Source organism: Isoptericola sp. F-RaC21 (assembly GCF_038593535.1).
Taxonomy (GTDB): Bacteria; Actinomycetota; Actinomycetes; order Actinomycetales; family Cellulomonadaceae; genus Isoptericola.
Window position 1 is genome coordinate 141748 of sequence record NZ_JBCFYX010000001.1, and the last position, 22856, is coordinate 164603.

Below are 22856 nucleotides of genomic sequence, written 5' to 3' on the forward strand. Positions count from 1 at the left end.
CGCGCGGGAGCCTGCATCCGCGACGCCTGCCGCGATGACAGTTCACAGATCCCGCCGCCACCAATGGACACCGTTGCGAGGGCACGTCACGATCGAGGCGTGCTGACGATCATGTCGTGGAACATGAACCAGCGGGACAGCGCATGGCCGAGGTTGAACGCGCTTGCCGCCGAGCAGGATGTTTCGGTGGCCCTGCTCCAGGAGGCCCGCCGACCGACCTCCGCTCTCGACGGGTGGCAGGTGCACCCGCCCATCGGTGAGCAGGAGAGATGGCGCATCACGGTCCCGGGGCGGTACCGGGCGGCGGACGGCACGCTGAAGCCGACCCGGCGGAACTTCGCGTCCGCTCTCGCCAGCCGGGACGGTGTGGTGGTCCCGCGCGAACCCACGGAGCTCCACGACGTGGTCGACGGTGAGTTCGCCTGCAGCCACCCGGGACAGTTCGCCGTCGGAGACGTCGCGATCGACGGCGGTCCGCGAGTCACGGTGATCAGCCTCTACGGGATCTGGGACCGGATGCTCGACAGCGGCACGATGTTCCCGGAGGCGACGCTTCATCGCGCGATCTCCGACCTCACGCCGGTCTTCCAGGAGCGCGCGAACGACTACGTGCTCGTCGCCGGCGACCTCAACCTCTACTCCTACTCGGACGGCACCGTCTGGGGCCGCCGCGGGATGACCGTCTTCGAGCGGCTCGCCGCCTACGGGCTGGAGACGTGCGGACCCTTTCGTCGCGACGACGAGCCGCGCCTCGCACGGTGTCCGTGCCCGGACCCTGCCTGTCGGCACGTCCACACGTTTCTCTACCAGTCGAAGCCCACCAACCGCCCGCACCAGCTGGACTTCTTCCTCGCCACGCCGGCGCTGCGCGAGAGGCTCCGGGACTGCTGGGCCGACCCCGACCCGCACTGGCCACTGCACAGCGACCACCGCCCGATCTTCGCGGCCTTCGACCTGTAGGGAAACGTGCGCTCGAACAGGGCTCTCAGATGTTCGACCCGAGGCGTCGTTGCACCGCGTCAGCCGGCGGACAGGGCGGTGACAAAGCCCTCGGCGAGCGTGTGCGGATCCGCCGCGAGGTCCACGGTCGCAAACCGGATGCGGTGCCCCTGGACGACGACCTCCTCGTCCACGTGCTCGCCGACGGCGGGATGCAGCATGAGGCCCTCGGTGGCGACGTCGGGCTCCAGGCCCTCCTGAGACATGAGGTACGCGTAGATCTGGTAGACGTAGCCGCTACGCAGCGTCATCGCGCCGAAGTTTCCGGGCTTTGTGATGGACGTGAACTTCGTGTCGATGACGATGCGGCGCCGAGACTCGCCCGGCGTCATCGGAGCATCGAGCACCACGTCGAGCTGCATTCCCGGCAGGATCGCCGAGATGCCCGGAGAGGGCGACGACGTCTGCCACTTCAGCCTCGTCCCGTGAGAGACCTTCCAGCCCGCGGGTGAGAGGCGGTGCCGGTAGAAGCCGAACGCCGCATGCTCGAAGAGCCTTCGCAGGTAGGCGTCGTCGAGCAGCGGGGCGGGCAACAGTTTGTCGCCGGCGTGCGTGGAGGGGATCGTCAGGGTCAGCAGGAGCTCGGCCGCGGCGATCATGAGCCGGTCATGGGCCAGGAGTCGCTGACGTCGCATCGAGGGCACCGACCCGAGCGGTGGGCACGGGCCGACCACGCCGGCCGACCTGAGGCGAAGGGCCAGCGAGCGGTACCTGGGTTCGTCGGGGACCAGCCTGGCCGCCGTCTCCAGCGCGGCCCGGGCGAGCCGGTTGACCGGCACGTCGTGGACCACCTCGTCGAAGGTGCAGTTGATCTGGCCACGTCGCAACAGCTGGCGGCGCTCTGTGGTCAGCAGGTTGATCCGCCCGCGCACGCGGCGCACGTTGCGACCGGCAGCCCGGAATCCGACGGTGAGCCCCGTGTGGAGGCGGCGCTCCACCTCTTCGGCGAGGATCTGGGCGACGAGCCGAGGCAGATCCTCGGGGTTGTCCTCCGCCGCGACCACGTCGCTGCCAGCACTCCGGTACAGCGAGGACGCGAAGAGCTGGAGCAGCCACACGTTCCGGATCGGGATCGGGACCGGCATGGCTACCCGCCCAGGAGCTGCGTGACCCCGCTGGCGGCGAGGTCCGGGCGGTCGAACCAGTACTCCTCGAGCAGCGGCTGCACGGCTGTCTTCACGACGCGGCTCCACCACTCCTGCGTGGTCAGACCTGTCTCGTCGAGACGCGTTGCGGGGGTGAAGTAGCTGTGGCCGACGGCGTACTGCCGCCCGAGTGCGTTGTCGGCGGCGATCGAGTCGTTCAGCTTCAGGACCCGTGCGCCATAGACCTCCAGCAGGTCGCGGTCGTAACCCAGGCCGCTGACGTGCTCGACCCAGTCCTCGCCGAAGGACGGTGCCAGATCGACGAAGGCGAACCGGCGACGCAGCGCCATGTCCACGATGGCGAGCGACCGGTCCGCGACGTTCATCGTCCCGACGACGTGGAGGTTCGGCGGGACGAAGAACTGTTCGTCGCCGCGCGGGTACGCCAGCCGCATCGCGTAGTCGGGCGAGCGCTTGTCCGCCTCCATGAGGGTGAGCAGCTCCCCGAAGATCTGCGCGGGGTTGCCGCGGTTGATCTCCTCGATGACGAGGACGTACGGGTGCTCCGGGTCGAGGGCTGCTTGCCCGCACATGTCCAGGAACGGCCCGTCGGCGAGTTCGAGGCCTGTGGCAGAGGGGCGCCAGCCCCGGACGAAGTCCTCGTACGACAGCGACGGGTGGAACTGGACGACCTGCACTCGGGTGCTGCCGCGCTCGTCGCACAGCGCCCACGCGAGCCGTCGCGCCAGCCAGGTCTTCCCGGTACCCGGAGGGCCTTGCAGGATGATGTTCTTCTTCGTACGCAACCGTTCGAGCATCGTCTCCAGGTCGCTCGCCGTGACGAACCCTCCGTCCTCACGGATGGAGTCGATGCCGTAGGACTCTCCGGTGGTGGTGCTCGGGGCCGAGGGTTGCTCGACGGCCTCCGTTTCGCCGGGAGTCGACGTCTCGGCATTCCCAGGGGGCACGGACGCTGCCTCGAACGCCGCGTTCGAGAACTCGGCGAACGTCGAGAACGGGGTTCCCGGCTCGACGAGCCATGCAGCGAACGCCTCCGTGTTCGCCAGGAAGCTCTCGCCGTCGATGCGCGACCCGAGCGAGAGCCGGGCGGCCAGTTCGGGGAACTCCTGCTTCAGCAGTGAGGTGTTCAGCGAGTCGTATGCCCCGAAGCTCTCGGGCCTGGACCAGAAGATCCCCATGGTGAGCTTCCGGGTGCTGCCCGTGGCGCAGGCGTCGAACGCCGAGACCAGCCGTTCACGCGAATGTTCCGTCGCGGCTGCTGCGTACTCTGTGGCCGCGACGCAGAGCTCCCACAGGGCGGGAATCGCGTGCTCGTCGCGTTCGTCCTCCGGGAGGAAGAACCAGGATGCCAAGTTGTTGACCAGAGGCACACCCGGGAACGTCGTGGGCGACGGCGCTTGAACGCCGAATTCGTCCCCGAGAGCGCGCGCGATGTCGGAGCGAGCCTCCGGACGGATGCCGCGATTGAACGTGCCGAGGATGGTGAACGGGTCGACGTCGCGGATCGGGCCTCTCGTGCCGTCAACGTAGTGATCGGACCGGAGATACTTGAACAGCTCCTGACGTCCCGACGCCTGCGCCGCGTTCCACAACTTTTCCAGCAGCGTCGTCCGGTCATCTCGATAGGTGAGGAGCGCGTCGACCAGCGGCGCGTAGAACCGCGTCCACGCGAAGTCGGGCTCGTCGTCGTGCGCGGGTGCGCTCATCAGGTGCCCGATCTCGTCCGCACCGGTGCGGATGGTGAAGAGCGTGGTCGCGGAACCGAGCTCGTTCTGAGCCGCCGTCGACAGCTCCGTGCGGGGGACACCGGTGCGCACCCAGGACACCGGGCGCCAGTGCTGATGGACAGCGCTCTCGGGGTGGTGCTGGTAGGCACCGGTGACGGTGCCGATGTCGAGGGTGCTCGTCTTCCTGTTCGGGCACACCACGACGTCGCCGTCGTGCAGCTCGTGGACGAAGCGGTAGAGGGTCCCGGCAGCTGAGGGGATCTGAGGTTCGCCGACCTCGGGCATGCGGGCCGCGACGGCTGCCTTGAAGGCGTCGCGACTCGGCTCGATCAGCGTGAGGTCCCCGACCTCGTCCCAGCCGATCCGGACGGCGCCGTCCGCGATTGGGTCGATCTCCGGGCGATCGTTGTGCACACCCCACGTCGTCATGTCTCCCGAGAGTAGAGGTGACCGCACGAGAGCTCTCGACGACCGGTGTCCTGAACCATTCCCCGAGCAATCAGCACACCCCCGTGCTTGCATGACCTGGAGATCGACGCGAGGGAGGTCGCGTGCTCCGCACAGTCCGCACGCCGCACGGTGCGCCGGCGCTCGACGCGCTGAGAACGGTGGTCTCGGAGCTCAAGCACCACGACCCGATGACGCAGGTCGTGGTGGTGGCGCCGACGCATCTGGCAGGGACGGTCGCTCGCCGCCACCTGGCCCGCTACGGCATCGCCCGTCCCGGCGCACCATCCAGGCCCGGCATTGCCGGCCTCGAGGTCACGACCCTCACGCGGCTGGCCGAGCGACTCGCCGCCCCGTCGCTGGCGCCACGACGCCCAGCCACCGGGCCAGTGGTCGCGGCAGCATGGCGAGCAGCACTCACCCGTGACCCCGGCCTGTTCCACGAGGTCGCCGACCACACCGCCACGGTCGAGGCGCTCACCGCCGCGCATCGCGAACTGCGCGACGTCGACCCCGCGGACCTCGATGCCCTCGAGGCCGACGGCCCCGCAACCACCCGCGACCTCGTGCGGCTGCACCGCGACGTCACCGCCTTGCTCGCTTCGGACTGGTACGACGCCCGCGACCTCCTCGACGCCGCCACCGCCGGCGTCGGTGCGATCACCGAGCCCGTCGTTCTGTATCTGCCGCAGGACCTGACGCTGCCGGAGCGCCGGTTCGTCGACGCGCTCGCGGCCGCCACCGACGTCGTCGTCATCGCGGGGGAGACGGGCACGAAGCGCGGCGACGCCCACCTCACCCGCCTCGCGGTGGCTCAGCTCGCGGCCGACACCGAAGACGCGCCACACGTCCCTACCGCCACCCGCATCGCCAACGCCTCGGACTCGGACGATGAGGTTCGCGGCGCGGTGCGCGAGGTCGTCGCGGCCCTCCGGCGCAACAACGCACGCGCCGACCGCATCGCCGTCCTCTACACCGCCCGCGACCCGTACGCCCGACTGCTCCACGAGCACCTGGCCGAGGCGGGCATCCGTGTCAACGGCCCGGGCTCGCGTCCGGTCGTTGATCGGGCGCTGGCCCGCACTGTGCTGGACCTGCTCGCGCTCGGCCCGGCGGATGTCCCCCGCGCGGACCTCTTCCGCGCCCTGGCGGGCGCGCCGGTCCGTGACTTTGCCGGCGCGCGCATCCCGGTCTCGCGGTGGGAGCGGCTGTCGCGTGAGGCGGGGATCGTCGGCGGGCCGGACTGGGGCGGGCGGCTCGCGGACTTCGTCGCCGCCGCGGAGCGAATCGCCGCGGCCGACGAGGACGACGCCCGGCCCGGCGCAGTCGAGCGAGCGCGCCGACGCGCCGAGACCGGCGCCGAGCTGCTCGCGTTCACTACCCGCCTGCGCGACGAGCTCGCCCGCGGCGCTGAGATCGCGTCGTGGCGCGAGCTGTCGGTGTGGGCGCTCAACCTGGTCACCACCCTCATCGGCGACGGGCCAGCACTCCAGAAGCTCCCGCCCGAGGAGCAGTACGCCGCCACGGCGGTGACCAGCGTGCTGCGCGGACTCGTCGTGCTCGACGACGTCGGCGCCGACGCGTCGCTCGAGGCCCTCGCCGACGTGTTGCGCGCCGAGCTGGAGAACACGCGCCCCCGCGTCGGCGAGGCCGGTGACGGCGTGCTCGTCGCGCCACCGTCGTCCGCCGTCGGGCTGGACCTGGACACCGTCGTCGTGGTCGGCCTCAGCGAGGATCTGTATCCGGGTCGCCCCCGCACCGACGCGCTGCTCCCGGAGGTTGTGCGCACCGCCGTCGAACCGCTGCGCGCCCCGCGCGACCGACTCAACACGCAGTTCCGGCACCTCCTCGCAGCGTTCGCGTCCGCCCCGGACGCCGTTGCGTCGTTCCCGCGCGGCGACCTGCGGTCGTCCAGCCAGCGGCTGCCCAGCCGGTGGCTGCTCGCCTCACTGCGCGCCCTCGCCGACGACCCCACGCTGCCCGCGACCGGCTGGGAGGACGCCGACTACGGCGGCGCCATGGCGACCGCGCCGTCGTTCGCCGGCGGGCTCCGCGCGACGCCACGCCTCGCCACCGGCGGCGAGTGGCGGGTCCGCGCCGCACTTGCTGGCGGTCTCGACGACGACGTCGCTACCGCGGCGCGCGAGCTCCTGGCCGCGCGCCGGTCGCCCGCCCTCACCCGGTTCGACGGCAACCTCACGGGGGTCTCCGGCCTGCCGGACTACACGGCCCAGGAGCAGACGATCTCGCCCACCACCCTCGAGAAGTACGCCACCTGCCCGCACGCATTCTTTGTCGAGCGGCTGCTGAGCGTCCGCCCGATCGAGCAGCCGGAAGAGATCGTCACCGTCCGCTCGCTCGACGTCGGGAACATCGTGCACGGCGCGTACGAGCGCCTCGTCGCCGAGTGCCGAGACGCCGGCGACCTGCCCGGCCCCGGCGCGCCATGGCCCGAGCCGGCCCGCCGACGCCTCGCCGAGATCACGCGCGACCTGTGCGACGACGTCGAGCGTCGCGGCCTGTCCGGCCACCCGCGGATGTGGGACGACGAGCGCACCCGCATCGAGGCCGACGTCCTCGCTCTGCTGGACGCCGACGACGCCTGGCGCGCCGACCTCGGCGCCCGCCCGGTGGCCAGCGAGCAGCGGTTCGGGTTCGACGACGGTGACTCGGCGCCCGCGGTGGAGGTCGCAGTGACCGGGCCGGACGACGGTGCTCGAGGCCGCGTCCGGCTTCGGGGCAGCATCGACAAGGTCGACGTCGGCGCGGGCGGCATCGTCTACGTCACGGATATCAAGACCGGCTCTCGCACGAAATTCAAGGACATCAGGCCGGGCGACGAGCTCGTGGGCGGCAGCAAGCTGCAGCTGCCGGTGTACGGGATGGCGGCGCGCGACGCGTTCGGCGACGGGACGGCGGGCGTGGCGGCGTCGTACTGGTTCGTGCGCAAGGACCCGGGACGTATCGAGGTGCCGCTCACGCCCGAGCTCGAGGACCGGTTCGCCACCACGATCGGCGTGCTGACCCGGTCCATCGCGGCCGGCCTGTTCCCGCTCCGCCCGCCGGCCGCACCCGACTTCGCGTACACCCAGTGCCCCTACTGCAACCCCGACAGCATCGGCCATGGCGAGGCCCGCGGCCGGTGGGAGGGCAAGCGCCTCGCGCCGGAGCTGGCGGAGCTCGTGGGTCTCCTCGAACCCGACGCGCTGCCCGCGCCCGGCACGCCGGACGGCACGCCGGACGGAGGCGACACATGACCACCGCACCTGCCGTCGTCGACCAGGGCGCCCGCGACCTCATCGCCGACGCCACCGACCGCACGCTGTTCGTCAACGCCGGTGCGGGCTCCGGCAAGACGACGGCGCTGGTGCAGCGGGTGCGCACCCTCGTGCTGCGCGACGGTGTGCGGCTGCGGAACGTCGCGGCCGTCACCTTCACCGAGAAGGCGGGCGCCGAGCTGCGTGACCGGCTGCGGGTAGAGCTCGAGAAGGCGCGCCGCGATGCGGACGAGTCCGACGACTCCGAGCTCCGCCGTCGCGCCGACGACGCCCTCGACGACCTGGACGCCGCCGCCATCGGCACGCTGCACTCGTTCGCGCAGCGCATCCTCACCGAGCACGCGATCGCGGCCGGGCTGCCGCCGCTGCTGGAGGGGATGGACGAGGTCGGGTCGTCGGTGGCGTTCGAGGAGCAGTGGTCGGCGCTGCGGATCGCGCTGCTGGACGACGACGAGATCGCTCCGGCGCTGCTGCTGGCGCTCGCGGGCGGGGTCAAGCTCGACGACGTGCGGGCGCTGGCGAAGGCGCTCGGCTCCGACTGGGACCTCATCGACGAGCGCGTGCTGGTGGGGGAGCCGGAAGCGGTGGTGCGTCCGGTGGTGGACGACGTCACGCGTCGGGCGCGGGCGCTGCTCGCGCTGCGGGAGCACTGCACGAAGCCTGACGACAAGCTGCTCGCGAAGCTGGGCCAGCTGGAGGCGTTGCTGGGTGCGCTCGACGCCGCGGTGGACGACGGCGGCCGGCTCGCGGCGCTGCAGAAGATCAAGGAGCTGAAGTTCGGGCTCGGCGCCAAGGGGAACTGGGCGATCCCGGTCGACGAGGTGCGTGAGGCCGGGAGGGAGGTCGCCGGCGTTGCCGCCGTGGAGGCGAAGCGCGTCGTCGACCGGACGCTGCGCATCCTCACCCGCTGGACGGCCGAGCAGGTACTCGCCGCGGCGGAGGACCGCCGCCGGGAGGGGCGGCTGGAGTTTCACGACCTGCTGGTGCTCGCGCGTCGCCTGCTGCGCCGCGACCCCGAGGTGCGGGCGGCGTTGCACGACACGTACACGCACCTGCTGCTGGACGAGTTCCAGGACACCGACCCCATCCAGATCGAGCTCGCCACGCGCATCGCCGGGGGCCGTGACGCGTCGGCGGAGCGCTGGCAGGACGTCGTCGTCCCGCCGGGCCGGCTGTTCGTCGTCGGCGACGCGAAGCAGTCCATCTACCGGTTCCGGCGCGCGAACATCGCCACCTACCTGTCGGCACAGGAGAGGTTGGGGGAGCGGGTCAGCCTCACCACCAACTTCCGCACCGTGCCGGCGGTGCTCGACTGGGTCAACGAGGTGTTCGGGCATGTCATCGTCCCGGATGCTGACCGGCAGCCGGAGTACGAGCCGCTGGCGCACCACCGCCGGTTGAGCTTGTCGAAACCAAGCATGTCGAGACCCAGCGGCGTCGTCGTCCTCGGCGTGGAGGCGCACGCCGACAAACCGTCCGCGACCGTGCTGCGCGAGCGTGAGGCGGCGGACGTCGCGGGCGTCGTGCGCCGGGCGATCGACGAGGGCTGGCAGGTGCAGGACCGGTCCACTGGCGCGCACGGCAACGGCTGGCGGCCGGTGAAGCCGGGCGATATCGCCATCCTGGTGCCGGCGCGCACGTCGCTGCCGCAGCTCGAGGATGCGCTCGACCACGCGGGCGTGCCGTACCGGGCGGAGGCGAGCTCGCTGGTCTACGAGGCGGCGGAGGTGCGCGACCTGCTCGCGTGCGCCCGCGCCGTCGCGGACACGAGCGACGAGCTGTCGCTGGTCACGGCGCTGCGCTCGCCGCTGTTCGGGTGCGGCGACGACGACCTGTGGCGGTGGAAGCACGCCGGCGGGCGGTTCACGGTGTTCTCGACGCTGAAGGGCACGACGGCGCCCGGCGTCTCGGACGGGCCGGTGGCCAACGCGCTGGCATGGCTGCGCGACCTGTACTTCCGGTCGCGGTGGGCGACGCCGTCGGAGGTGCTGGGCGCGATCGTCGACGGGCGGCGGATGCTGGAGGTCGCGGCGCCCGATCCTCGGTCCCGAGACGTGTGGCGGCGGCTGCGGTTCGTCGTCGACCAGGCGCGGGCTTGGGGCGAGGTGTCGCACGGCGGGCTGCGCGCGTACCTCGCATGGGCGGCGCACCAGGGCACGGAGACCACACGGGTGGCCGAGTCCGTGCTCCCGGAAACCGACGTCGACGCCGTGCGCGTCATGACCGTGCACGCCGCCAAGGGCCTGGAGTTCCCGATGGTGGTGCTGTCCGGGATGACGTCGCGGTCCGGCGGGCGGCGCGGGTTGAAGCTGCTGTGGCCCGACGGCGGCGGGTTCGCGGTGCGGTTCCGCGCGGGCGTGGAGACGGACGACTTCGACGTGGTCCAGCCTGTCGACGAGCAGATGGACGAGCTGGAGAAGCGGCGCCTGCTGTATGTCGCGGCGACGCGGACGCGCGACCACCTGGTGGTGTCGCTGCATCGGGCCGACGGGAAGACGCGGTCGGCCGCGAAGTTGCTCGCCGACGAAGGCGGTGCCGGATCGCTGGGGGAGGAGCGGTTCGCGTCGGCGTCGGACGGCGGTGCCTCCGGCGGCGGGGGCGCTTGCGGTGCGCGAGAGGACGGCGGCGTCGGGCCCCTGCCGCCGTACGAGGAGTGGCTGGCGGGCGTGACCGAAGCGCAGGCGAGCAGCGAGCGGGACGCCGCGGTGAGCGCGTCCGGTCTGGAGGGTACGGAGCCGGCGCTGGTGCTCGCCGAGCCCGACGACGTGGCCGAGGGGCAGGCGAAGGGCGGCCGCGACCTGGAACTGCCGCCATGGTCGAAGGGCCGGTACGGGTCGGCGATCGGCCGGGCCGTGCACGCCGTGTTGCAGGCGGTGGACCTTGCCACCGGCGACGGCGTCGAGGAGGCCGTGGCAGCGCAGTGCGTAGTCGAGGGCGTGTTGGGCACCGAGGACCTGGTCGCCGCGCTGGTGCGGTCCGCGCTGGCCTGCGATCTGGTGCAGCGCGCGGCGCAGCGTGAGCACTGGAGGGAGACGTACGTCGGGACGGTCGATGATGACGGCGTCGTGCTGGAGGGGTACGTGGACCTCGTCTTCCACGACGACGACGGCACCTTGGCCGTCGTGGACTATAAGACCGACGCCGTGCCTGTGGGCGCGTACCCCAGCCGGGTGGAGTACTACGGCCCGCAGCTGCGGGCGTACGCCCGGTGCCTGGGCGACGCGACCGGCGCCGACGTGCGAGCGGAACTATTGTTCCTGCACCCGCGGCAGGCGGTGCTGGTAAGCGTGCCGCACGGCAGATAGCCGTCCTCAAGTGACCGGTTCGCGCCGACGTCAGAACCGGAGCCGGCGCACCGACAAGACGGGAGGTCGGGGTGCGACCAAGAAGAGATCAAGCGACAGCCTTGGCAGCCGTGCCCTCGATCGGGGAATCACCCGGCAACTCCGAGCCGCTGTCTGCGTGACAACGGGCGTCACCAGTAGCATGCCGAGGAGCGCGACGACCTTGAACGACCCGGGTGGCGGTGCCACGACGTGGCAGTTGATCGACTCGCGCACAGCACACGAAGGAGACTGGGTGTTGCCGCAGTCCGAGCTGGTCAAAGTCGTACCCAGGACGTTCACTGACGCGATGGAGCAGTTGCAGGAGGGGTACGTTACGTCCGTGGCAGCGACGGCGGGTGTGACGGTCCAGCACACCGACCGGGACATGCACAAGTACGACCTCGAACTAGTGCGGCAGCCTTCGGTAGATCAGGAGGAAGTGTCGGTTCGGCTCCAGCTCAAGTCGACCACGACGATCAGCGTGCAGCCGGGCGCGACGCACTTCAACTACAGGTTCGACTCTCGTGCCTCGTTCGACTCTCTGGCGATGCAACGCTCGACCGTGAAGCACATCCTGGTCGTGATGCTGGTCCATCCGGACCAGAATCGGTGGAGCTTCGTGCACCACCGGGCGATGCTGACTCGGCAGGCGTGCTACTGGGCATACCTGGAGGGACGGGCAGCTCTCGAGCGACCCCTGCGGCCGGTCGTGTCGGTGCCTCTTGGCAACATCTTTGACGCTAGAGCCCTCACAGGGATCCTCGACCGCATCGAAGTTGGAGGCACGCCATGACCTCCGAGCCGCAGGACGCGGGGAGTGTGAGTTCCGCTCGTCTCGTGCGGCTGCTTGAAGAAGCCCAGTGGATCCGTACAGGTGGGCGTGAAGGGCTGTACGTCCGGTACGCGCCGCCAGAGGCTGGGGACCTCGCAAGGCGGACTTCGCCGGTCATCGTCGGCCAGGGAATGGGTTCCGAGGCGCACGGGACACCGTCCATTCGTCGGACAGTTGTCGTGCCCCTTGACCCGAGCGCTCCTGACTACGCCGAACTCCTTGGCGATGCTGTCAACGTCCTCGGTCGCATCCCTGGTCCTTCCGGCGGCAACACGTGGCTCAGCCGTCTTACCGCGTCACCCACGGACCAGTTCTCCTTTTCCAAGGAGACTCAGGCGCCGAAGGGTTGGATCCAATGGGATGAAGGCGAGTCTTTGATATCCGCAGCGCGAGGTGTACTGGTCGCCGGCGCAAAGTCTGCACGTGAACGTCTCGCATACTTCGGAAATAAACATGGACAATTCGCCAATCGGTATCTTGGCGAGGTCATGATGGGGCAGACTGCAGTTGGAAGTTACGTGGTGCGAGCCTACGTCCCAACGAGCACGGAGATTCCGCTGAAGGGTAGCAGAGAAGCTTTGGAGGGTGTGCATTTTTCGGGAGTTGACGCATTGAGTAGTCGTGCGGTCTCGAAGGCTGTCGTTACCGGATTGTCTAACACGGTGGAAGCATTGGATCACTTTCGCTCGACGGCGAGCTTGTCTGCCTTCAGGGACCCCGAGCTTGGGATTTCATACGAAGCAGTGTCGGCTGTCAAGAAGCTCGCTGAAAACGCTGAGATGGCGAACGTCAACGTGTCATGGGATTCAGGATTGGCTGAATCTCTGCCAAGCGCTACGGAATTTAACTTCTCCGCAAGTCAGGTGCCTGTGCTGGAGCGCGCAGCGCATGAACTCGTGGCGCCGCAGCCGCAGCGTGAAGTGTCGCTGGAGGGGGTGGTTCACCTCCTGAGTCGTGAGGACGTTGACGGGCCGGGCGTCGTCGGAGTCACGACGGTCAGCGGTGCGCCGGCAAGGAAACTAAGGGTTCACCTGGATCCCGAGGATTACCATCGTGCCCTAGGCGCACATGATCGTGGCTCGATTATCCGAGTTGCTGGAAATCTCGAGCGCGAAGGCAATCTTTCGCACCTATACCAGGCGAGGATTACAGCCGTATCCGCGTCGAGCGAGACCGATCCGGCTCGCCTCAACGGGCCGGATTACGAAACTGGCGGCGAGGGCCGTCGCCCCGATGGCTTGTGGTAGTGGGCTTCTCGAGATTGCTTGCGCTCAGACCACAGTCCCATCTATGTAGGCACCGAGGTCCGCGACAGAGACGACGGGGTGTGTCGGGTAAACGAGGTCGGCGTAGGAGTTGGCAACTCTGACTGCCTCGAAGTGTTTGGTTGCGGAGTCGATCTTTTGCCGCTCGCTCGCACGCAGCTTGCTCTTGTCTGTCGTTCCCTTGGTCTCGACGACGAAGTAGAGGCTCTCTTCGCCCTCTCGGTCGATGACGGCCGCCCAGTCGGGGTTGTAGCTGCCGAGCGGAGTGGGGATCTGGAACCGCGACGGGAGCTTGACGAAGAGCTTGACCTCGGTCTGGTCCTCGAGTTGCTTGGCAAAGGCGCGCTCGACGTCTGAATCCGTCACGAGCGACTCGAAGACCGACTTGGCGAACTTTCTCGGCTCCCCATGCTCGTCGACGATGATGTTCCCGCCGTCGCCGACGTACCCGGCGAGGTCGTCGTCAGTGAAGATCTCCTGGGAGTACCACCGCTCGTCGTCGGGGCGGTCGGCGAGGATCGGCTCGTACTTCACGCCATCAACGAGGACCTTCTCCTTCGCGGTAGTGAGCGCGGCGCCTACCTCGTCGATGAACTTCTGGGGGTTGTGCCGGAACTGGTCGAGCTTCCCCGACTCGGTGAGGACGTGCGCCAGCGTGGCACGCGTGAGCTGCGTCCGGTCCGCGAGCACCGACAGGATGTCCGGCAGGTCGTTCGCATCGGCGTACTCGACCTTGGCGCGGGACTGTTGAGCGGAGCCCTCGGCGACACCCATCTGGTCGAGTTTGACCTTGGTGCTCACCCAGGATGCCTTGCGGCGCGGGACCGGAGGCATATCCACGACTGCCTGCACCAGGGCGGCGCGCAGATCGCCCTCGTCGACCTCGACCGAGTAGACCGTGCGGTGCTTGATCCGGTCCCACAAGGCGCGGAACTCGGGGCTTTCGAGCCGTTCCTTGACGAGTGGGACGTCGCGGCGTTCGCGAGCCTTCTTGATGTCGATCGGTCTGGCGACGCGGCGGATGGCGTCGAAGACCATCTTCACCGCAGCCTCGGGAACAGCAGACGCGATGGTCTCGACGAGTTTGTCGGGCTCGCTGCGGACCATCTCGCGCAGGGAGTCTTGGACATTGCCCTTGGCGTCGACATGGCCGGCGTCGCGCAGCGTTTTTACGAGATCCTTCGCGGTCTCCGCGCCGAGGGGTACCACCGCAGCACCTTCAGCGTCGCTCTCCTTGAACTTGAGTGCAGCAAGGGCGTCGACTGCGATGAGCCCGAACACCATACCGAGGTCTTCGGCGAGCTCCTTCTGCAGGCCGTCGGCGAACGTCGCGTAGTCCTCGTTCGCGATGACCGTGAGCCGGTTGATCATCTGGCCGTGGACGCGTTCGAGGTGCCCGTCAGGGTGAAGTTCCATCGCCAGGCGCAGGCCACGCCCGATCGACTGGCGACGCCACCGCTCGGTGCCCATGTTCCGCAGCACACAGATCTGGAAGACGTTCGGGTTGTCCCAGCCCTCCTGGAGCGCGGAGTGGCTGAAGACGAAGCGGATGGGAGTGCCCGGAGTGGTGAGCCACTCCTTGTTCTTCATGATCTGTTCGTAGGCCAGGGAGGCTTGCTGGCGGCCCTTGTCGGTCGTCTCCGCGGTGTCGACTAAGACATCCCCGCCCTTTTTGCTCCTGTCGATGGAGAAGTAGCCCTGGTGTGCCTCGGCGGCAACCTCCTGAGGAGACCTCACGGTGCGGAGGATTTGGTACTTCGACTCGGCCGTGATCTTCGCGTACTCCTCCTCGAAGATCCGCGCATACTCGCCGAGTTGAGCCTGGCCCTCCTCGTAGACGCGGTACTTGGAGACGGAGTCGACGAAGAACAGGCTGAGCACCTTGATCTTGGGAGCACCGGCCTTGGCGCGCTCGGCGAACTCGACCTCCTTAGCCAGGTGCTGGCGGATGGTCCGGGCGATCATCTGCCGGGCCCGCTCCTCAGCCGTCAGGTCGTCGCCGAGCGTCTCGCCGGCCCGTAGGGGCTTGGCAAGCGTGGATAGTTCGATCCACTGGTCGTCGCCAGCCCTGATGTTCTCGACGTCGAGGTGCCGGTAGCGCTCCAGGCCTGCCTCGTCAGCGAGGTTGTCGCCGACCTCGACGGTGATCGTCCTGCGCTTGGCACCCGAGGGGGGATCGACCTCGATCTTGGCGCGGAAATTGCCGCCCGTGCGAGACGTCGAGATCAGCTTGACGTAGGCCGAGGTCCCGGACGCCTCTGTCTCCAGGGAGTCGACCTCGATCTGCTTGACGAGCTGCTGGTCGTACGCGGCGATGGCGTTGAGCCGGTACACGAGGTTCGCCTTGTCACCCTTGGGGTGCGTGGCCGAGTACCGGACTGTGGCCAGCGCGTTGAACTCCTCCAGCGCCTTGCGGCCGGCACCCTTGCGCTTGCCAAAGCCGGCGTCCCCGTAGACCGACTGCGGTTCGTCGACGATGATGATCGGCCGCGTCGCCCTGATGAGGTCGATGGCGGCCTCCCCGCCAAGGGCTTCGGCGTTCTTGTAGATGTTGTTCGTCGTCTTGTTGATCGCCGCCACCGTCACGATCATGATCTGAATCGAGTCCGCGACGGCGAAGGACCTGATGCGCGACAGGTTCCCCGAGTCGTACTGGAAATGCTCCATCGCCGGGTTGCCGTGCAGCGAGCCGAGGTGTTCGCGCAGCTGGGAGATCGAGGTCTCAACGCCCTCCTTGATCGCGACCGACGGCACGACGATGACGAACTTGGTGAACCCGTATTTCTCATTGAGTTCGTAAATGGTCCGCAGGTAGACGTACGTCTTGCCGGTCCCGGTCTCCATCTCGACGGTGAAGTTCAACGACTCCAGGGAGTCTTCGGGCACAAGGCCGGTCGCGTCCTGGACCTTGTGAAGGTTGCCGAGGATGGACTCGTCGTCGAGGCGGAGCCGGTTGCCGACACCGAGGTCGGTCAGCTCATCGAAACGGGCCTGGACACCGGCGTTCGCGAGCACGGTGAAGTTCGAGACCATCGACTCCTGGCCTTTGAACAGGCCGGTGACGGCGTCGATGGCCTGGCGCTGGTACTCGAGGTCGGACTCGAACTTCCAGGAGCTCGACGATGCTGTAGTTGCCACTCAGATGCTCCGGAGATTGGTGATGCCAGCCTGGTTGAGCGCGGCCGCGAGGTTGAGCTTGGCGGCGGAGTCGGCGAAGCCGGTGTCGCGGACAACGACGGCGGCCTCGGTGACCGGGCCCTCCTCGTCGCGCCAGGTGCGGATCGCTTGAGCGATCTGCTTCGACTCTTCGACGGTGATGTCGGTCCCGAAGTAGGCGAACATCGTGCCGGCGCCCAGGTTGTACAGCGGAGATCCAGCGACATCCTGCTGCTCGACGGGCGTAGTCAACTCCAGGCCAAGGCGCAGCATCATCTCGACCAGAAGATCGTCGGTGGTGCGACCGGGCAGAAGGTTGTCGACGGCGGACGCAACGGCATCCTCAAGAGACTGCTCGCCGGTCGTGCCGTCCCACTTGCGAGTGTTGGACTCAGCAAGGCGGTAGGCGCGAAAGCCCAGATCGAGGTCACCCGCGTTCAGCCCCTGCGTATCCGCGATGGCCTTGCCCGCACGGCGGAGACGCTCCCGGGTGATGTCGGCGATGGTGGTGTACTCCGGGTGATCGACAGACTCGTCAAGTTGGACAAGCACGTACTGGCGATCGCCGCCGTCGGCCACGTTCAGGTCCATGACCGCATGTCCGGTTGAACCCGAGCCGGCAAAGAAGTCCAGCACCACCGCATCTCGGTTGCCGGAGCTTACAAGGTCGATCCATCGCGCCAAGACGTTGACATCCTTCGGGGCTGTGAAGGGGGCATTTCCGTCGAAAAGTGTGTTGAGAGCGACTGTCGCGACATTGCGGTCGCGCTCGAATACGGAGACTGCAACCTGGCGATCTAGCTCTTCGAGTCGATTCACCATTCCGGGCTGCGTCGTGTGATCCACTCCGAACGCGACGTTGCCTGCCAGGATTTCTCGCTGCATTGTCGCCGGGTCCGGGTATCTCCACCCAGGCGCGGGAACTACTACAGGCTTCTTCGTCACAGGGTGAAGGACGTCGTAGCGTGGGCCACCGCCCCCGGGCCACGAAATGTTGCCGTCATTGCGGACTGGGCGTCCGGTGCCGTCCAGCGTTGTGTACCTCGTCACTGCGTCCGTCGGAACACCGCTTGCCTTGAACTCCTTGAGCCACTTGCGCCAGCGCTTCTGCGCGTTCGCATGGTCCGCATTCTCCTCATCCCAGATGTGCTGTGCCATCTCAAGCGCTTCTTGTACGCCAGGCTTTCGCTCGCGCCAACGGACACTGTTCGCAGCGAGGATAGCCTCGTTCTTGGCGTAGATGAGCATGTAGTCCGCCCCGTTCGAGACGTATCGTGAGTCGTTCTTGCGTCCGCCCTGCCAGACCACGTCAGAGATAAAGTTCTCGGCACCGAATACCTGCTCGAGAAGCATGCGGAGGTGTGCGTGCTCGTCATCGCCGATAGCTGCGATGACGACTCCGGTGTCCTTGAGCAGGTCGCGCGCCGCCCACAGTCGGGGGTGCATCATGTCGAGCCACGCGGCGTGGCGTCGACCCGAGGCGTCAGTGTTCTTTACGAGCCGGCCTTCGCCATCGCGCTCGCCGACCTGGGTCTCGAACTCGTCCTTTGGCGTCACTCGAGAGTCGTGGTAGACGAGATCGCTGCCGGTGTTGTACGGCGGGTCGATGTAGATGACGTCGACCTTGCCCGCATACCCGCGGCGGAGCAGGCGGAGCACTTCGAGGTTGTCACCCTCGATGACGATGTTCTTGGTCGCGTCCCACTCGACGGACTCCTCGGGTCGCGGTAACAGCGTTCCCGTCGGAGGGAGCAGGGCGAGACGCCTCGATGCCGCCTTGCCCGGCCACGAGAGGCCGAACTTCTCGGCCGTCGACGGGAGTGCTTCCTCACCAACCAGTTGCTTCAGAGCCTCGAAGTCGATTCCGCTTTCGGTGACGGCTTCGGGGAACACCTCGCTCAGGATGCGTGCCAGAGTCTGTGCGTTGGCCTTTGCTTCGCCGGGCCCTGCGACGGTGTTGATGGGTTCGAACGGCTCTGTCATGATCCGGCTCTCGGTTCTGCTAGCGGCGGTTGTTGCTGGTGGTGAGCGTAGAGGAGGCCCCTGACATCCTCGATCTCGGCGCGCAGCGTCTTGGCCCGTGTGTTCAGGTCGATGCGCTTCGGAAGGGACTTTTCCTTCTGAGCCTGACGTGCGACTGTGGCGAGATCAGCTTCGAGGCCGTTCAGGCGGTGCCGATCGGCGATGGCGTGCGCGGCGTTCAGGTCGGGAGCCCCGTTGCCGTCGGTCGCGATCGCCTTCGCGAGATCCTGGTAGTACGCCCAGAGATCGGTGCGGACAAGCTGGCCGACGTTGAGTGAGCCCTCGGGTAGCGAGGCGAGGTCTCCGGCGATGGATGCCTCGACGACGGAGCGTGAGTCGTCGGTCTGGCTGACCCGGGTCAGTGCGGCGGAGATCGTCGCTCCGCCATCGGGTGCTTTGAGCAGGACGATTACGAGGCGTGGCATCGAGCGGTGCACGAGGCCGAGGACGCGCGCCTGGTCCTTCTTACTGACCTGGCCTGCGAGGATGAGCGAGATCACCGCGACGTCCTGAACACGCCGCCCGGGTTCGCGATGTTCGGCGATGCCCGTGGTGGCGGGGGTGAGCACCGCTTCGACGGTCGCGCTGGCGATGGCGTTGGTGATGAGTTTTCGGTCGCTGGCGGTCTCGGCGGCCATGTCGAGCAGGAGCTTCTTGGTGAGCCGCTCGCGGACGAGCGCGCGCTCGGGGAGCCCAAGGGAGTGGGCGGGGTCGGATGTCACGGGACGAGCGCCATCCACGCAATGAGGTCGACCGACGCCCGCCCGGCAGAGGCGCCGCCTTGACCGAGGAGCGAGGGGCCTGCGGTGAAGAGCGATGCCACGCGGTTCTCGGTGCCCTTGCCAGTCGCCGCGGTGATCGCGGCGTCGAGCAGGCCGCGGTAGTGGTCCATCCGCTCGCCGCCTCGTGTCCGCTTGGCAAAGTTCGCGACCGCTTCGGCATCGACTGAGGGCGCGTCCATGCCGTGTCGCCGCAGGACGTCGAGGGCGAACTTGGGCTCGTCGACCGCGTGGGCGACAGTGCCGTCGTCGGTGACGTAGAGCAGCAAGAAGGGGGCGAGCGGATAGGCCGGCGGGAGCGAGATCTCCTCGTCGCGGACGCGGAGCAAGAACACGGCCCCTGGGCCGAGGCCCTCGGCGTCGAGGGTGGCGTCGAACCGCGCGACTCCATGGAGGGCCTGGGGCCACTGTGCCAGTTCGGCGAGAGCGTTGGCGTCGCGGGCGGCAGCGTCCATGCGGAAGTCGGAGAGGGTGAGATCGGTGATGCTCAGCCCGCCGGCGAGATCCTCCATCGTCGGGGCGGCGGTCTGCATCTGCTCCAGCTGTTTGCGCCGGTACTCGAGGTCGTTCATCGCCTTCTGCTCGGCCTCGGTGAGGAGATTCTCCTCGCCAGTAGCGGACACGTCGAGCAGCGCCATGCGGCCCGAGACACGCTTCTCGAGGTTGATGTACGACTCCAGGTCGAGGTCCGGCCAGAAGTTCACGAGCTGCACGCTGGTGTTCTGGGTGCCGAGGCGGTCCACGCGGCCGAAACGCTGGACGATCCGAACCGGGTTCCAGTGGATGTCGTAGTTGACGACGGTGTCGCAGTCCTGGAGGTTCTGGCCCTCGGAGATCGCATCCGTGGCGATGACGAGATCGATCTGGTCGGCGGCCGGGTCCCCGGACTTCGACAGTGGCGAGAATGCTGTCAGGACGCCGAGCATGTCCGTTCGCGGCATCTTCAGCGTGGCCTTGGCCGTTGAACCCGTCACGAGCCCGACGTGGATGTCGAACTCCTTCTGCGCCCACAGAGCGATGTGCTCGTACAGGTACTCCGCGGTGTCGGAGAAGGCCGTGAAGATGAGGGCCTTGCGGTTGCCGGTGTTGTAGGGGCTCTCGATCTTCTCGCGCAGATAGTCCTTGAGCTTTGCGAGCTTGAGGTCGCGGGCAGGGGTGACGACCGAGATCTCGACGAGAAGCTCGCGGAGTGCGTCGCGGTCCTCTTCGAGCTCCTGGCGCCAGCGGGGGCGGTCGATGTCCGGCACGAGGACCTTCACGTTCGAGCCGACGACGGCGTCCTCGAACATTGGGTCGTCGAAGTTGAGGTCGTCCCAGTCGCGGCCCTCGATCTCCGCGAGCGAGATGGCGCGGGAGTGGTCGGCCTCGTAGGCGTCGAGCTTGTCGATCGTCGCCTGGACCGTGTGGAGCATCTTGCCGACGGTCAGCGCCATCGAGTTCACCGAAGACTCGAGCCGCTTGAGCAGGTTGACCCGCAGAAGGTGGACGACGTTGTTGTCGCGGTGCTCCTGGCGGAAGATGCGCTCGCCCGAGCCTGCGATCTTGTGATCGTAGAGCTGGGCGTACCGGTCACGATGGTTGGTCAAGACGTATGACATGGGCTTGTAAGAGGCGAGATTGAGCGCCAAGATCTTGCGGTTGATCTCGGCGAGCGCCATGAGTTGGTCGCGAGCGTCGATGGCCGACTTGATGTTCACCGGCTGGCGGCGATCGGGGAACTTCCCGACGTCGGAAGTGCCGTAGTACTTCTCGATGTGCTTGCGTGACCGGGCGATCGTGACGAGGTCGAGGAGCCTGATGTAGTCCAGGCCAAGGTGGCTCACGAGCGACTGGGCGGAGCGCTGTGCTTCGGGGGTGTCCTGCCAGGCGCGGAACCGGGTCTGAGCTTGCCGCAGGGTGGCTTCGATGCTCTTGATTCCCTCGCCGACCAGGGCGTCGTCGTTGCCCTCGGTGGCGAACAGCACCTGGTTCTTCAGGTCCGCCAGGCGTGTGTTCACCGGGGTCGCCGAGAGCATCAGGACCTTTGTCTTCACGCCTGCTTTGAAGACGTCCTCCATCAGCTTCTGGTAGCGCGTCTTCGTGTCGCGTTGAAGTTGAGGGTTGTTGCGGAAGTTGTGCGACTCGTCGATGACGACGAGGTCGTAATTGCCCCAGTTGATGTGGGCGAGGTCGATGTCTCCTGAGAACCCGTTGTCGCGGCTCAAATCGGTGTGGTTCAGGACGTCGTAGTTGAACCGGTCGTCGACCAGAGGGTTGCGCACGTCGTTGCTCTGGTAGATCGTCCAGTTCTCCCGCAACCGCTTCGGGGCGAGGACGAGGATGCGGTCGTTGCGCAGCTCGTAGTACTTGATGACCGCCAGGGCCTCAAACGTCTTACCGAGGCCGACACTGTCGGCGATAATGCAGCCGTTGTGGCGCTCGAGCTTCTGGATTGCGCCCAGGACGCCGTCGCGCTGGAACTCGTAGAGCTTCTTCCACACCTGCGTGTCGTAGAAGCCAGTCAGGCCGCGTCGGCGGGTGTCGTCCGCTGAGTCGTTGAGGAAGTCCTCGAACAGGGCCGTGATGATCCGCAGATACACCGACTCGGGGTCGTTGTCCCGGACGAGCTCGCGCAGCCGGTCGAGGAATTTGTCGGTCACGGGCGCGCCTACGGCACGGTCTCCCCACAGTTGCGCCATCTGCTTGGCGATGGGCGTGACCGCCTCGGCGCCCGTGTGCTCTTGGAGCAGATGGACGCTCTCAGCGGCGACGACACCCATGCTTTCGGCGTCGAACCCAGCACCCGTGAGTGCATACGGCGTCGGGCCATCGATCTGCACCCACGTCTCACGCGTCCTCCGCTTGAGCTCTCGCACTTCTAGATGTCGCTCGGCCCAGGTGAGGCACCGCTGTGCGACATGGTGCTGGTCGAGTCGTGACCGGAGCAGGTGTTCGCCATCGAATCCGTTGAGCGGCTCCTCGAGCGCACCGCGCCACAGAAGGAGCCGTGTGTCGGTGTCGGCGAGCAGGTCTTCGAAGGCCTCGAAAGCGAAGATCGAGAAGGACTCCGAGAGCGATGCGATCTCGCCGGCACCGGTCAGGTGCGCGCGGAGCCGTCCGATCGCGTCGTCGTCCTCCGTCACGAGTACCCCCCGCAGAGCTGAAGCGTCTGGGCCGTGTGTGATTTGCGTGCCCGTGAGAATGCTACCGATCGTGGGCGCTCGGGGCCGATCGTCAAGTGGCATGCCTCAGGCCGTTGTCTTGGTTCGGGCTCGGTACCAGCGCGTGTACGGATCGAGGTCGGTTGAAGTCGAGACGTGCGGGGTGAGTTCCTTCCAGAGGAGTTCGGCGTCACGCTCGGGGAGGTGCACGAGGGGGCGGCGGAGCCGCGTGGACCAGGCGGCCTCGACACCAAGAAACGACTCGAGCCTGGGCACGAGGGAGTGCAACTCGACGCCTGCACCCCAGGGTGCGAGCGGCCCGAAGCTTAGTTCGCAACCGACCGGGAACTCGCGGTCGCCGAACCGGACTGGCTCTGCCAGACGCTCGACCTGTGTACGGACAGTTGCAGCGCCGATGACGCGACCGCGGTCCCGCGTCGGGTTCTTGTACGCGCCGCGCGTCGTGTAGAGGAAGAGGTGGTCTCCCACGTCGAGCGCGGCCACCTCCCGGCGAGATGCGGTCGGGAACGCCATCCGCTCGGCGCTCAGGATCCAGCCGAGGGCCTCGCGGTCGCCGATAACGAGGAGGTAGGAGGGCATACGCCTACTTTGCCAGGCGGCGACGCCGCCGGCGAGCAATCCATCGCCTCTCTGTGAGGCGGCCTGAACCTTGCGACGATCGCGCTTGCGAAGCTGCAAGGGGCTGGTGGCGTGAGGGATGCGCGAGGAGGCCGACTGCCGCTGTGACGTCTACGCGAGTGCTGGCTATGGATCCTTCA

12 protein-coding genes are annotated in these 22856 nt (G+C 67.7%); 5 read left to right on the forward strand and 7 right to left on the reverse strand.

The annotated features are described in order from the left end of the window. Positions 1–123: 123 nt before the first annotated feature. A complete protein-coding gene (locus tag AAG589_RS00665) occupies positions 124–960 on the forward strand; it encodes a hypothetical protein (protein WP_430566199.1) in 837 nt (278 codons plus the stop codon). A gap of 59 nt (positions 961–1019) precedes the next feature. Here AAG589_RS00665 and AAG589_RS00670 read toward each other — a convergent pair whose 3' ends face one another. Beyond that, the gene (locus AAG589_RS00670; protein WP_430565324.1) at positions 1020–2084 is read right to left on the reverse strand and encodes a 5-methylcytosine restriction system specificity protein McrC; all 1065 of its coding nucleotides are present in this window, start codon (positions 2082–2084) and stop codon (positions 1020–1022) included. A gap of 2 nt (positions 2085–2086) precedes the next feature. Beyond that, positions 2087–4261 (reverse strand): AAA family ATPase, encoded by a 2175-nt coding sequence (locus AAG589_RS00675; protein WP_430565325.1) that lies wholly within the window; start codon positions 4259–4261, stop codon positions 2087–2089. Between the two features lie 122 nt (positions 4262–4383). Between AAG589_RS00675 and AAG589_RS00680 the strand changes: the two genes are divergently transcribed. The 4 genes from AAG589_RS00680 to AAG589_RS00695 all read left to right on the forward strand — a co-directional run bounded on the left by AAG589_RS00680 (position 4384) and on the right by AAG589_RS00695 (position 12962). Beyond that, positions 4384–7536 carry a PD-(D/E)XK nuclease family protein gene (locus tag AAG589_RS00680; RefSeq protein WP_430565326.1) on the forward strand — a complete coding sequence of 1051 codons (3153 nt, stop codon included), beginning with the start codon at positions 4384–4386 and terminating at the stop codon, positions 7534–7536. Beyond that, on the forward strand, positions 7533–10862 hold the full coding sequence (locus AAG589_RS00685) for a UvrD-helicase domain-containing protein (protein ID WP_430565327.1): 3330 nt from the start codon (positions 7533–7535) through the stop codon (positions 10860–10862). Before AAG589_RS00680 ends, AAG589_RS00685 begins: the two co-directional genes overlap by 4 nt. A gap of 274 nt (positions 10863–11136) precedes the next feature. Continuing rightward, the gene (locus AAG589_RS00690) at positions 11137–11676 is read left to right on the forward strand and encodes a DUF4365 domain-containing protein (protein ID WP_430565328.1); all 540 of its coding nucleotides are present in this window, start codon (positions 11137–11139) and stop codon (positions 11674–11676) included. After that, positions 11673–12962, forward strand: a complete 1290-nt coding sequence (locus AAG589_RS00695; protein WP_430565329.1) for a hypothetical protein — start codon at positions 11673–11675, stop codon at positions 12960–12962. The genes AAG589_RS00690 and AAG589_RS00695 overlap by 4 nt, the downstream gene beginning before the upstream one ends. Positions 12963–12986: 24 nt before the next feature. Here AAG589_RS00695 and AAG589_RS00700 read toward each other — a convergent pair whose 3' ends face one another. The 5 genes from AAG589_RS00700 to AAG589_RS00720 form a co-directional block, all read right to left on the reverse strand. Next, on the reverse strand, positions 12987–16118 hold the full coding sequence (locus AAG589_RS00700; protein ID WP_430565330.1) for a restriction endonuclease: 3132 nt from the start codon (positions 16116–16118) through the stop codon (positions 12987–12989). Further along, positions 16119–18119: a site-specific DNA-methyltransferase gene (locus AAG589_RS00705; RefSeq protein ID WP_430565331.1), complete on the reverse strand. Its 2001-nt coding sequence runs from the start codon at positions 18117–18119 to the stop codon at positions 16119–16121. Continuing rightward, positions 18116–18880: a DUF4391 domain-containing protein gene (locus AAG589_RS00710; RefSeq protein WP_430565332.1), complete on the reverse strand. Its 765-nt coding sequence runs from the start codon at positions 18878–18880 to the stop codon at positions 18116–18118. Before AAG589_RS00710 ends, AAG589_RS00705 begins: the two co-directional genes overlap by 4 nt. After that, positions 18877–22059 carry a helicase-related protein gene (locus tag AAG589_RS00715; protein WP_430565333.1) on the reverse strand — a complete coding sequence of 1061 codons (3183 nt, stop codon included), beginning with the start codon at positions 22057–22059 and terminating at the stop codon, positions 18877–18879. Before AAG589_RS00715 ends, AAG589_RS00710 begins: the two co-directional genes overlap by 4 nt. Positions 22060–22164: 105 nt before the next feature. Next, entirely contained in the window at positions 22165–22677 is a 513-nt protein-coding gene (locus AAG589_RS00720; RefSeq protein WP_430565334.1) for a hypothetical protein, read from the reverse strand. Positions 22678–22856 lie beyond the last annotated feature (179 nt).

Bases quoted from the DNA above. Each gene is read 5' to 3' on its own strand.
- AAG589_RS00665 (WP_430566199.1), top strand. From the start codon at position 124: ATGAACCAGCGGGACAGCGCATGGCCGAGGTTGAACGCGCTTGCCGCC.
- AAG589_RS00670 (WP_430565324.1), bottom strand. From the start codon at position 2,084: ATGCCGGTCCCGATCCCGATCCGGAACGTGTGGCTGCTCCAGCTCTTC.
- AAG589_RS00675 (WP_430565325.1), bottom strand. From the start codon at position 4,261: ATGACGACGTGGGGTGTGCACAACGATCGCCCGGAGATCGACCCAATC.
- AAG589_RS00685 (WP_430565327.1), top strand. From the start codon at position 7,533: ATGACCACCGCACCTGCCGTCGTCGACCAGGGCGCCCGCGACCTCATC.
- AAG589_RS00695 (WP_430565329.1), top strand. From the start codon at position 11,673: ATGACCTCCGAGCCGCAGGACGCGGGGAGTGTGAGTTCCGCTCGTCTC.
- AAG589_RS00705 (WP_430565331.1), bottom strand. From the start codon at position 18,119: ATGACAGAGCCGTTCGAACCCATCAACACCGTCGCAGGGCCCGGCGAA.
- AAG589_RS00720 (WP_430565334.1), bottom strand. From the start codon at position 22,677: ATGCCCTCCTACCTCCTCGTTATCGGCGACCGCGAGGCCCTCGGCTGG.